Below are 11,852 nucleotides of genomic sequence, written 5' to 3' on the forward strand. Positions count from 1 at the left end.
GCACGGTCGCCTCAGCCCGGCTGGCCGGCCTTGGCCAGCTCGTCGTCCAGGGTGTCCACGTCCTCGGACTCGATCTCCGGCCGGTTGCCCGCCCGCACGTCCTCGTTGGGGCGGACCACCCAGTAGAGCAGCCCGATCCAGAGCCCGGTCAGCATGATCGCGCCCATGAAGTCGGTCGGGTGGTGCATGCCCCGGTACATCCGGGAGATGGCCACGCCGACCGGCATGATCACCGCCGCCGCCACGAACAGCCAGCGCCACCACCGGTCGGTACGTGGGAAGACCACCACCGCGATCGCCACCCACACGCAGAGCGTGGCCGCGATGTGGCCGGATGGGAAGGACGAGGTCGGCATCGGGCCGTCCAGGTTCTCCACCGGCGGGCGCGGCCGGTCCACGGCGGCGGCGGAGGCGAGGAAGAGCGTCAGCTCGCCGAACATGGTCAGCGCCACGAAGAGCACCGGTCGCCAGCGTCGCCAGATCGCCAGCACCAGCGGGCAGAAGACCATCGAGATGAGCAGGATGGCGTGGGTGTCGCCGACCTTGCTCCACCACCAGCTCACGTCGTCCAGGGCCGGGGTGCCGTGCTCGGCGAACCAGCGCGGCACGGTCTCGTCGAGCCGGGCCAGGAAGGTGCCGTCGGCGTAGTAGCTGACGAACATGCCGAAGCCGTAGAGGGCACCGAAGACCAGCACCCAGCCGACCACGATCTCGGCGATGCCGGCGCGGGCGTGCGGCAGCAGTTTCTCCTCGTCCGGTGCCAGGGCCACCTCGTGCGCCGCCTCGGGTTCCAGGCCGTCGGTCAGCGGCGCGGCCGGTCGACCGCGTTCCAACCGCCACAGCCGGAAGGCGTACGCGGTGACGCCGAGCCAGGCCGCGCCGAGCAGCCAGGCGCCGAGCACGTCGGAGAGGAAGTGCACGCCGAGCGCGACCCGGGTGAAGCCGATCAGAACCACCACGGTGGTGACCAGGGCGATCGCCGGCTTGCGCCAGCGGGGCGCCATGGCCGGCAGGAAGACCAGCAGCATCGCGCCGTAGGCGACCATCGACCCGAGAGCGTGTCCGCTGGGGAAGCTCTGCCCGGCGTACGTGCCGATGGGCACGTCCACCTCGGGGCGCAGCCGGTCGACGAGTGTCTTGAGCGACGGGTCGAGGATCAGCGCGCCCGCTCCGGTGACGATCAGGAAGACCGCGAGCCGACCCTGCTTGCGGATCAGCAGCCCGACCACGGCCACGGTGACCAGCCAGACGATCACCGGTCGACCGCCGAGGTCGGTGATGGCGTTGAGCACCGTCACCAGCGGACCGATGGGTGAGATCTGCTCGTTGAGCCAGACCGCCACGCCGTGGTCCACGTCGTACAGCGGGGTCCACTGCACGCGGACCAGCACCAAGAGCAGCCCGAAACCGACCCCGGCGCCGAGGACGAGCAGCAGCCCGGCGAGGGTACGTTCGGTGAAGTGACCGAGCGGTCGTCGCAGTACGTCCCGGACCGCGCCCACGGCAGCCTCCTTCTCAGGTGGCGCCGACCGACGGCGACGCCTTCTGGCGTGGCGCTGTACCCGCGTCGATGCGTGCGTACACCCACCCACCCGGCGGACGACGGTCCGGTTCCGGGTGGCGGGCCTACAGCGCGGTCATCTCGCCGGTGTCGTGCAGACCCGTACGCGGGGCGTTCGGCTTCCACAGGTCCGGCTTGGCGGGCTCGGACACGCCGATGCGGACCGCCTCCAGTTGGGCGGCGAAGGCCAGCCCGCCGAAGAGCGCCATGCCGGTGAGGTTGGCCCAGAGCAACAACGCCATCATGCCGGTCAGCGCGCCGTACGTCTGGCCGAAGTCCTCACTGAACCGCACGTAGCCGGCGAGCAGCAGGCTGGCCAGCCACCACAGCGCGGTGGCGATGCCGGCGCCGAAGAGCAGCCAGGACAGGCCGGGTTGGCGGCGACGTGGCGCGTACCGGAACAGCACCGCGACGGCCAGCACGGTCAGCCCGAGGCTGAGCGGCCAGCGCACCACGTCCCAGACGACGGCGGCCAGCTCGCCCCACGCGTAGCGGCGTTCCACCGAGTCGCCCATCGGGCCGCCGCCGACGAGGATGAGGAATCCGGTCAGCGCCGGGATGCCGGCGATGACGGCGAGCACCGCGGCGCGCAGGTACTTCCGCAGGGCGGGGCGGTCGCGCTCGACGCCGTAGATCCGGTTGGCACCCCGCTCGATCTGCGCCATCGTGCTGGTCAGCGCGACCAGCCCGGTGCACAGGCCGAGGGCCAGCGCCACCTCGCCGATGTCCTCGACGCGTTCGCCGCCCTCGCCCTCGCCGAGCAGTTCGGCGACGACCGCCTCGCTGGCGCCGGGGGTGAGCGCCAGGACGGTGTCGGCCACCACCTCGCCGCCCTCGGCCGCCCCGAGTTCCGAGATGAGCCCGGTCAGCGCGATCAGGAACGGCACCACCGCCAGGCAGAGCTGGAAGGCGAAGGCGCGGGCGTGGCTGAACCCGTCGCCGTAGCGGAACCGGACGAAGGCGTCGTGCAGCAGGTGCCAGCGGCCCTCGCGGCGCAGCGTCTGCCAGGCGTGGTCGGCGCAGAGCTGCTCGTCGGACATCAGCCGGGTCTCCGGCACCATCTTGGTGCTACTCACCCCGGCCCTCCTCGATGAGCCGCTCACCCCGCTCGGCGGCACCGGACGCGTCCTCGGCCAGGTCGGGTGTGCTCTCCGGCTGCGGTACGCACAGCCACAGGGCCCGTCGGCGGATTTGCACGCTCAGCTCACGGCCGGGCTCGATCAGGTCGCCGTCCAACTGGCGCGGCTGCGCACGGTTGCTGGTGATGGTCACCCGACGGGCCCGGAAGACCTCCATCCGGGGCACCCGGTCGCGGCGGCGTACCACCGCCCAGCCGAGCGAGACCCAGTGCCGCAACCGGTGCGGGGTGAGCACGGCGACGTCGAGGTAGCCGTCGTCGGGTTCGGCCTCGGTGAGCAGGCGTACCCCGCCCTGGAGCCGGCCGACGTTGGCGACCAGCACCGAGCGGGCGCGGCGGCGCAGCGGCGGCTGGTCGTCCAGCGAGATGGACACCCTCATCGGCCGGTCCCGCAGGTGCCGGGCGGCGCCCACGACGTACGCCGGCCAGCCGATCCGCCGTTTCGTCGTCTCGTTGGTGGCGGCCAGCATCTGGGCGTCGAAGCCCATGCCGGCCATCACCGCGAAGTGCTGCCCGTCGACCTCGCCGACGTCGAGCAGCCGCCGGCCGCGCTCGACGGCCACCTCGATCCCGGCGGCCAGGTCGGTGGAGAGCCCCAGGTTGGCGGCGAGCAGGTTGCCGGTGCCCTGGGGAAGCACGGCGAGGGCCACGTCGGTGCCGACCAGGGCGCTGACGCAGGCCATCACGGTGCCGTCGCCGCCGCAGGCGAAGACCACGTCCACGCCCTCGGTTAGGGCCTGCTCGGTCTGGCCGCGACCGGGGTCCTCGACGGTGGTCTCCAGCCACAGCGGCTCGGGCCAGCCGGCGGCGGCGAGCGCGTCGACGACGGTGCGGCGGAACGTGTCGAGATCGTCCACCTTCACCGGGTTGACCACGACCGCACTGCGCAGGGCCCGTCCGTGCCGTCCAGCTTCCACGGCGTCAGTGTGCGGCACGGTCGGCGGTTCGGCGACCCGGCGCTGGGTGACCAGGTTCACCCACCCGGCGGGTGTGACGCCGACCTGTGGCGTCGCGGCTCAGGCGGCGGCCCGCAGGGCGGTCTCCACCCGGTGGCGTACGTCGGCCAGGTCCACGCCGGCCTCGGTGAGCACCAGCGCGGCCAGCCCGTTGCCCTCGCGGAGCAGCCCCAGCAGGATGTGCTCGGTGCCGATGTGCCGGTGACGCAGTCGCATCGCCTCGCGCAGGGAGAGCTCCAGCACCTTCCTGGCGCGGGCGGAGAACGGCCCGCCCGGTTGCCGCCGTAGCCGACCCCAGCGGCGACGTGGTGCCGGAACGGCCTCACGCAACGCGTCCGGGCCGAAGGACTCCTCGATCCGGGCCACGATCGCGGCCAGGTCGATGCCGATCTCCCGCAGCGCGGCGGCGTCGGCCTCGGCGAGCCCGTCGCCACCTCGGACGGTGTGCCGGCGTACCCGCTCCCGCAGGTCGTCACCGGTGACCCCGGCGTCGCGGAGCACCCGGACGGCCAGTGCGTCGCCGTCGGCGAGGATGCCGAGCAGCAGGTGCTCGGTGCCGACGGGTCGCCGCCCCTCGGCCCGGGCCTCGTCGCGCGCGTGCCGCACCACGGCACGGGCGCGGTCGGTGAACCGTTCGAACATCACGCCTCCCAGGAGGATCCGACCGCCGGTCGCCCGGCGTGCTTCTTGTGGACCGCCTGCCGACTGACCTCGAGCGCGTCGGCGATCTCCTGCCAGGACCAGCCCTGTCGTCGGGCGTTGTCGACCTGGACCACCTCGAGCCGTTCGAGCAGCCGGCGCAGGGCGCGGACCGCGCGCAGGCCAACCCGGGGGTCGGTGCTGCCGGCCGCGGCCGCGAGTTCCGTCGCCTGACTCATGTCGTCAACTTACATTGACAGCATCGCTCCTGTCAACCCTGGTTGACACCCCCGCGCATGCCCTCCTCCGTTAGGGTCGGGGCCGCGCGGGGCTCCCCGCCGGTCGGGGGTCGGAGGGGTCGGATGAGCCAGGTCGCCAGGGGCGAGGTGCGTCGCTTCACGCTCGCCGGACTGACGCTGGAGGTGGCCGGCGGCAGCGTGGTCGGCAACCGTTACCGGGAGAACTACGACGTGCTGCACGTCGATCCCGCGCTCCCCTTCGCCGTGGTGGCCGACGGCATGGGCGACGGTGCGGGCAGCCGTCGCGCCGGTGCCGCCGCCGTGCCGACCTTCGCCGCCCGGGTCCGCGCCGCCTGGCCCGAGGTCGGGGCCGCCGGGCTGCGCACCGCCGCCGACGCGGCCCAGACCGCCGTACGCGAGGCCGGGGCGGGTCGCGCCGAGCTGACCGGGTGCACCCTGACCGGCCTGGTCGTCGAGCCGGACGGGAGGCAGGGCTGGGTGGTCCAGTTGGGTGACTCGCGCGCCTACCGCCTCCGCGACGACCTGCTGGAACTGGTCACCACCGATCACACGGTCGCCTGGCTGGGCGTGCTGCACGGCTGGTACCCGGTGGACTCCCCCGCCGCCGCGCGGGCCCGCTACCAGCTCACCCGCTACGCCGGCCATCCGGCCGCGCCCGAGGCCGACCTGCTGGCGGTGACGCTGCGCCCGGGCGACATCTGGCTGCTCTGCACCGACGGGGTCAGCGACCAGGTCGGCTACCACGGGATGCGGGACGCCCTGGTCCGCGCCGATCCGGCGGACGCGGTCGCGGCCCTGCTGGACGCCTCGCTGGCCGCCGGTGGGGCGGACAATGCCAGCGCGGTCGTGCTCCGGGCGCGGCCGGCGTCCTGACCAGTCGCCGCCGGCACCACCCAGCGGTTCGGGGTGCCGATGGGTTTCGGTGGGCCGCACGCCGGGCTGCCGTCCGGCGATCACGCCCCGGGGGCGCACCGGCGCGACTAGCCTCGACAGCAGGCCGAGCGCAGTTGCGGGGGTGATGGCGGATGGCCCCAGGCAGCGAGGCGCCGGTGCTGGTCGGCGTCGGTCCGGACGGCGCGCTGCCGGTGGCCCGTACCGCCGCGCGGGTGGCCGCCGCCCACGGCCGCGCGCTGCACCTGATGCACGCGTTCAACTGGGCCGCGCTGGAGGCACCCGCGGTCTCCGCGTCCCGCTCGCACGCCGAGGAACTGCTCGCCGAGGCCACCGTGGCGGCCAACCAGAGCGAGCCGGACGTCCCGGTCACCGCCGAGATCATCGAGGGTGCGGCGGTGGCGACGCTGGTCCGCAAGTCCGAGGCGGCCTTCCTGGTGGCCGTCGGGGACGGCGGCATGGCCCACTGCGACCGCTGCATCCCGGCCGACAGTCCCGCCGTCCAGGTGGCCGCCCGCGCCGAGTGCCCGGTGCTGGTCGCCCGCCAGGAGCCCCCGCCGGCCGGACCGGTGCTGGTCGGCGTGGACGGCTCGACCTCCGCCGAGATCGCCCTGACCTGGGCGTACGCCTGTGCCGGACGGCACCGCTCGCACCTGCTGGTGGTCTGGGTGGCCGAGTCCGACGCGGCGGTGGGCGAGGCCACCGACCGGCTCGCCGCGCTGGTGGCCCGGCACGGTGCCGGGCACCCCGACGTCGCGGTGGAGTGCCGGGTCGTCCGGGGTGAACCGGGTGACGTCCTGGTCGAGCAGTCGCGTGCCGCGCAGTTGGTGGTGGTCGCCGCGCGCGGCGACGAACCGTGGCGCGGCATGCTCGGCGCGGTCAGCCAGTCGCTGCTCTACCACGCCCCGGCCCCGGTGCTGGTGGTCCGCGGCGTCTCCGGGCCGCCCGCCGACGACGGGCCAGGGCACCCGGACGGGCGGGACCAACGGCCCTGATCCACGCCCGCCGATCCCGCGAAGCTGGAGGCAGGAAACCCGCGCTGCGGATGCAGAATCCACCGACCCGCGAGAGGCTCAAGCAGTATGGACACGGCCGTGGACATCCCGAGCACCCTGACCGACGAGGACCTGCGCCGCCTGGACGCCTACTGGCGGGCGGCGAACTATCTCAGCGTCGGGCAGATCTATCTGCTCGACAATCCCCTGCTCCGCGAACCGCTGGCTGCCGAGCACGTCAAGCCCCGGCTGCTGGGACACTGGGGCACCTCGCCCGGCCTGAACCTGATCTACGCCCACCTCAACCGGGTGATCGTCGCCCGCGACCTGTCGGCCCTCTTCGTCACCGGTCCCGGCCACGGCGGTCCGGCCGTCGTCGCGAACACCTGGCTGGAGGGCACCTGGAGCGAGCGGTATCCGGGCGTCGGCCGCGACGAGGCCGGCATGGCCCGGCTGTTCCGCCAGTTCTCCTTCCCCGGCGGCATCCCCAGCCACGTGGCGGCGGAGGTGCCGGGCTCGATCCACGAGGGCGGCGAGCTGGGGTACGCGCTGAGCCACGCCTACGGTGCCGCGTTCGACAATCCCGACCTGCTGGTGGCCTGTGTCATCGGGGACGGCGAGGCGGAGACCGGCCCGCTGGCCGGGAGCTGGCAGTCGACCGTGTTCCTCAATCCCGCCCGGGACGGCGCGGTGCTGCCCATCCTGCACCTCAACGGCTACAAGATCGCCAACCCGACGGTGCTGGACCGGATCCCCGAGTCCGACCTGCTCGCCATGATGCGCGGTCACGGCTACCAGCCGTACGTGGTGGCCGGTGACGAACCCTCCGCCGTGCACGAGGCGCTCGCCGCCACCCTGGACCGGGCGCTGGACGAGATCGCCGAGATCCAGCGTCGGGCCCGATCCGGTGCCGGCACCGAACGTCCCCGCTGGCCGATGATCGTCCTGCGGACGCCGAAGGGCTGGACCGGTCCGCACGAGGTCGACGGCAAGCAGGTCGAGGGCACGTACCGAGCCCACCAGGTGCCGTTGTCGAACGTCCGCAGCAATCCGGAGCATCTGGCCGAGTTGGAGCGCTGGCTGCGCAGCTACCGCCCGGAGGAGCTGTTCGACGCCACCGGCGCCCCGGTCGCCGAGCTGACCGCCCTGCCGCCCACGGGTGACCGGCGGATGAGCGCCAACCCGGTCACCAACGGCGGGTCGGTGCTGCGTGACCTGGTCCTGCCGGACTTCCACGACTACGCGGTGGACGTGCCGCGTCCCGGTGCCACGGCCACCAGCGCCACCGGGGAACTGGGCCGGTGGATCCGGGACGTGATCGCCGCGAACCCGCAGACGTTCCGGCTCTTCGGGCCGGACGAGGTGGCCTCCAACCGGCTCCAGGCGGCCTTCGAGGTCACCGACCGGGCCTGGATGGCCGCCACGGTGCCCGGCGACGACCACCTCTCCCCCGACGGGCGGGTGATGGAGGTGCTCTCCGAGCACCTGTGCCAGGGCTGGCTGGAGGGCTACCTGCTGACCGGCCGGCACGGCGTCTTCACCAGCTACGAGGCGTTCATCCACATCGTCGACTCGATGGTCAACCAGCACGCGAAGTGGCTGAAGGTGACCCGGGGCATCCCCTGGCGGATGCCGCTGGCGTCGCTGAACTACCTGCTCTCCAGCCACGTCTGGCGGCAGGACCACAACGGCTTCTCGCACCAGGACCCGGGCTTCATCGACCACGTGATGAACAAGAAGGCCGAGGTCGTCCGGGTGTACCTGCCGCCGGACGCGAACACCCTGCTCTCCACCATGGACCATTGCCTGCGCAGCCGGCACTACGTCAACGTGGTGGTGGCCGGCAAGCAGACCGCACCGAACTGGCTGACCATTGACGAGGCCGTCCAGCACTGCCGGCGCGGGGTCGGCATCTGGGACTGGGCCAGCACGGACGCCGGCAGCGAGCCGGACGTGGTCCTCGCCTGCGCCGGTGACGTACCGACCCTGGAGACCCTGGCGGCGGCGGACCTGCTGCGCCGGCACCTGCCCGACCTCAAGGTCCGGGTCATCAACGTGGTCGACCTGATGCGGCTCCAGCCGTCGAGCGAGCACCCGCACGGCCTGCCGGACAACGAGTTCGACACGTTGTTCACCCGCGACAAGCCGATCATCTTCGCGTACCACGGCTACCCGTGGCTGATCCACCGGCTCACCTACCGCCGCACGAACCACCGCAACCTGCACGTACGCGGGTACAAGGAGGAGGGCACCACCACCACGCCGTTCGACATGGTGATGCTCAACGACCTGGACCGGTTCCACCTCGTCATCGACGTGATCGACCGGGTGCCCGGGCTCGGCGACCGGGTGGCGTACCTGCGGCAGGAGATGACCGACGCGCGCGACGCGGCCCGCGACCACACCCGCCGGTACGGCGAGGACGACCCCCGGGTGGCGCAGTGGCGCTGGGTCCGCGAGACCGACCCGACCAACCCCTGAGGAAAGGAAGCAGCCATGACCAGGAGTACGAGCGGCGCGGAGATCGTGGTGGGCTACGACGGCTCACCGGACGCGGCGGCGGCCCTGGACTGGGCGCTGGACCAGGCCCGTCGGGACGGCCGACCGGTCCGGCTGGTGTACGTCTTCGAGTGGCTCACCGTGGCCGGCTGGGTCGGTCCCGGCGTCACGCCCGGGATGTGGCCCGACGAGCAGGCCCGCCAGCAGGTCGAGGAGCTGGTGGGCAAGGCGGCGGCGGACGCCGGTGCGGCCAACCCCGAGCTGACCGTACGCGGTGAGGTCCGCGACGGCCCGCCGGCCCTGGTGCTGGAGGAGAGCTCGGCAGAGGCCGACCTGGTGGTGCTGGGCGGTCGGGGACACGGTGGCTTCGCCGGTTTGCTCGCCGGTTCCACGGCGGTCAGTGTCACCGCGCACGCGCACTGTCCGGTGGTGGTGGTCCGTCGCGACACCGTCGACGCCGCGCGGGCCGGGCACGTCACCGTCGGGGTGGACGGCTCCGAACCGTCCCTGGTGGCGCTCGGCTTCGCCGTCGAGCACGCGGCACTGCGCCGGGTGCCGCTGCGGGTGGTGCGTGCCTGGCAGCCCGGACGCGAACAGTGGAACCTCACCGGTGAGCAGGCCCGCGACGCCGCCTTGGCCGAGGACCGCGCAGAGCTGGACGAGGCGGTGCGCCGCTGGCGGGAGACCTTCCCCGACGTCGAGGTCAGCGTCGAGACGGGCGCCTCCGCGGCGGCCGGACTGCTGATCGAGTCCAGCCGTCAGGCGCAACTGGTCGTGGTCGGCACCCGGGGCCGGGGTGGCCTGCGCGGCATGCTGCTCGGCTCGGTCAGCCAGCAGCTCATCCAGCACGCGCAGTGCCCGGTGGCGGTCGTTCGGGAACGCTGAGCCGATCGCCGACGCCGTGACCGAGACGGCCGGTGTCAGGCCGGTCGGCGCGGCCCGCCGCCGAGTGCCCGCAGGGCGTTGAGGATCACCAGGACGTCGATCCCCTCCTGAAGGAACGCCCCGGCCACCGGCGGTAGCTTGCCGGCCGCCGCGAACCCCATCGCGACGACCGCCAGTCCCATCCCCACCGTGGCGCTCTGCACCGCGATCCGCCGGGCCCGGCGGGCCACCTCCACCGCGTCGGCCAGCGGGTCGAGCCGGTCGACGCTCAGCACGGCGTCGGCGACGTCGGCGGAGGCGGTCGCCCCGGTGGCACCCATCGCCACCCCGACGTGCGCCTCGGCCAGGGCCGGCGCGTCGTTGACGCCGTCACCGACCATCACGGTGACCGCCCGCCCCGCCTCGGCCCGGACCCGGGCCGCCTTCTCCGGCGGGGTGCACCGGGCCAGCACGTCGTCCACGCCGACGTCCCGCGCGACCCGGCGCGCCGTCTCCGGTCGGTCTCCGGTGACCATCACGATCCGGGTCATCCCAGCCGTACGCAGCCGGTCCACCACCCGGCGGGCGTCCGGGCGGACCGGGTCCTCCAGCACCACCGCGCCGAACGGCCCGGTCTCGTCGGACACCCACACCACCGTGTGTCCGGCCTGCTCGGCGCGGGTACGGACGGGCAGCGCCCACGGCGGCGCGTCGTCACCGAGCTGACCGACGCGGATCCACCGTCCGTCCACCCGCCCGCTCACCCCCCGGCCCGCCTCCTCGGTCACCTCCGTCGGCGCGACCAGCCGCATCCCCCGCTCCCGGGCGTGGCGGACCAGCGCCGTCGCCAGCACGTGCGGAGAGAGTTGTTCCACCGAGGCAGCCGAGCGCAGCATCTCGTCGGCGTCGCCACCGGAGGCCACCACCAGGTCGGCGACCCGGGGCCGGCCCAGGGTGAGCGTGCCGGTCTTGTCGACCAGCAGGGTGCGGGCGCGGCCCAGCACCTCCAGCGATCCGCCGTCGCGGACCAGCATCCCCCGCCGGGCCACCCGGGACAGCCCGCTGACGATGGCGATCGGGGTGGCCAGCAGCAGCGGACACGGGGTCGCCACCACCAGTACCGCCACCGCCCGCAGGAACTCCCCGGACAGCAGCCAGCCCAGACCGGCCAGCACGAGGGTGAACGGCACGAAGGCGACGGCGTAGCGGTCGGCCAGCCGCACCGTCGGGGCCTTGCGGGCGGTCGCCTCCTCGGCCAGTCGGACGATGCCCGCGTACGTGCTGCGGGCGGCACTCTCGGTGGCCCGCAACCCGAAGCCCGCCCCGGCGTTCACCACCCCACTGACCACCCGCTCCCCCACCGCCCGCTCGACCAGCCGGGACTCCCCGGTCACCACCGACTCGTCGAGCGTCGCCGGGGACTCGACGATCCCGTCGACGGCGACCACGTCGCCCGGCCCGACCAGCAGCCGGTCCCCGGCCGCCAGCCGGTCCACCGGCACCACCTCCACGGCGCCGTCGGCCGTCCGCCGACGGGCGGTACGCGGCGCGCGGGCGAGCAGGGAGCGCAGGTCACGGGTCGCCCGCCGGTGCGCGTACGCCTCCAGGGTCCGGCCGGTCGCCAACATCACCGCGACCACCGCACCGGCCAGGTACTCGCCGACGACGAGCGCGCCGGCCAGCGCCAGGACCGCGATCACGTCCACCCCGAAGCGTCGCCGCCACAGCTCACGCAGCATCGAGGCGGCGGCCGGCAGCAACGCGACCAGGGTGGCCACCGCCCACAGCGCGTCGGCCACGGCGGGTCGCCCGGACAGCCGTACCGCCGCGCCGGCCAGCACCAGCGCGGTCAGTGCGGTCAGCGGCGCCCACAGCCACCACCAGCGTGGTCCGGCCGACGGAACGGGTCGCGGCGGCAGGCACTCGCGCGGACCGTGGTCCGGCCCGTCCGCCGTCGGTTCCGCCATGCGCGGATCGTCGCAGGCACGGTGCCCCGCCGTCGGGTACTCGGGCCAGAAACCGGGCCGAACTACCCGTCGGCGCCGGGAC

General features: G+C 73.8%; 9 protein-coding genes and 3 pseudogenes. 5 read left to right on the top strand and 7 right to left on the bottom strand.

Annotation, left to right across the window (positions count from 1 at the left end; translation table 11 throughout):
- Positions 1 to 11: 11 nt before the first annotated feature.
- The 6 genes and pseudogenes from ABT008_RS10830 to ABT008_RS10850 all read right to left on the bottom strand — a co-directional run bounded on the left by ABT008_RS10830 (position 12) and on the right by ABT008_RS10850 (position 4,533).
- Positions 12 to 1,502: a phosphatase PAP2 family protein gene (locus ABT008_RS10830; RefSeq protein WP_350695486.1), complete on the bottom strand. Its 1,491-nt coding sequence runs from the start codon at positions 1,500 to 1,502 to the stop codon at positions 12 to 14.
- Between the two features lie 124 nt (positions 1,503 to 1,626).
- Positions 1,627 to 2,637: a YihY/virulence factor BrkB family protein gene (locus ABT008_RS10835; RefSeq protein ID WP_350695488.1), complete on the bottom strand. Its 1,011-nt coding sequence runs from the start codon at positions 2,635 to 2,637 to the stop codon at positions 1,627 to 1,629.
- Positions 2,630 to 3,616: a diacylglycerol/lipid kinase family protein gene (locus ABT008_RS10840; protein ID WP_350695618.1), complete on the bottom strand. Its 987-nt coding sequence runs from the start codon at positions 3,614 to 3,616 to the stop codon at positions 2,630 to 2,632. Before ABT008_RS10840 ends, ABT008_RS10835 begins: the two co-directional genes overlap by 8 nt.
- A 99-nt stretch (positions 3,617 to 3,715) precedes the next feature.
- Positions 3,716 to 3,925: pseudogene (locus ABT008_RS30460) on the bottom strand (Clp protease N-terminal domain-containing protein); the annotation flags it as partial.
- A gap of 183 nt (positions 3,926 to 4,108) precedes the next feature.
- Positions 4,109 to 4,297, bottom strand: a pseudogene (locus tag ABT008_RS30465) (Clp protease N-terminal domain-containing protein); the annotation flags it as partial.
- Positions 4,297 to 4,533: an HTH domain-containing protein gene (locus ABT008_RS10850; RefSeq protein ID WP_111218248.1), complete on the bottom strand. Its 237-nt coding sequence runs from the start codon at positions 4,531 to 4,533 to the stop codon at positions 4,297 to 4,299. The pseudogene ABT008_RS30465 and the gene ABT008_RS10850, both read right to left, overlap by 1 nt.
- A 123-nt stretch (positions 4,534 to 4,656) precedes the next feature.
- Here ABT008_RS10850 and ABT008_RS10855 point away from each other — a divergent pair, with 123 nt between their 5' ends.
- The 5 genes and pseudogenes from ABT008_RS10855 (at position 4,657) to ABT008_RS10875 (ending at position 9,824) form a co-directional block, all read left to right on the top strand.
- Positions 4,657 to 5,427, top strand: coding sequence for a PP2C family protein-serine/threonine phosphatase (locus ABT008_RS10855; RefSeq protein WP_350695490.1), 771 nt, complete (start codon positions 4,657 to 4,659; stop codon positions 5,425 to 5,427).
- A gap of 3 nt (positions 5,428 to 5,430) precedes the next feature.
- Positions 5,431 to 5,493 (top strand): annotated as a pseudogene (locus ABT008_RS10860) (hypothetical protein); the annotation flags it as partial.
- An 86-nt stretch (positions 5,494 to 5,579) separates the two neighbouring features.
- Positions 5,580 to 6,440, top strand: coding sequence for a universal stress protein (locus tag ABT008_RS10865; protein WP_350695492.1), 861 nt, complete (start codon positions 5,580 to 5,582; stop codon positions 6,438 to 6,440).
- An 87-nt stretch (positions 6,441 to 6,527) separates the two neighbouring features.
- Positions 6,528 to 8,921 carry a phosphoketolase family protein gene (locus ABT008_RS10870; protein ID WP_350695493.1) on the top strand — a complete coding sequence of 798 codons (2,394 nt, stop codon included), beginning with the start codon at positions 6,528 to 6,530 and terminating at the stop codon, positions 8,919 to 8,921.
- Positions 8,922 to 8,936: 15 nt separating this feature from the next.
- The gene (locus tag ABT008_RS10875; protein WP_350695494.1) at positions 8,937 to 9,824 is read left to right on the top strand and encodes a universal stress protein; all 888 of its coding nucleotides are present in this window, start codon (positions 8,937 to 8,939) and stop codon (positions 9,822 to 9,824) included.
- 35 nt (positions 9,825 to 9,859) lie between these two features.
- On the opposite strand, the gene ABT008_RS10880 is transcribed toward ABT008_RS10875, so the two are convergent.
- The gene (locus tag ABT008_RS10880; protein ID WP_350695496.1) at positions 9,860 to 11,770 is read right to left on the bottom strand and encodes a heavy metal translocating P-type ATPase; all 1,911 of its coding nucleotides are present in this window, start codon (positions 11,768 to 11,770) and stop codon (positions 9,860 to 9,862) included.
- Between the last annotated feature and the right edge of the window lie 82 nt (positions 11,771 to 11,852).

Origin of the sequence: Micromonospora sp. NPDC002389, assembly GCF_040296095.1 — a bacterium.
In the GTDB taxonomy this organism is placed as follows: domain Bacteria; phylum Actinomycetota; class Actinomycetes; order Mycobacteriales; family Micromonosporaceae; genus Micromonospora.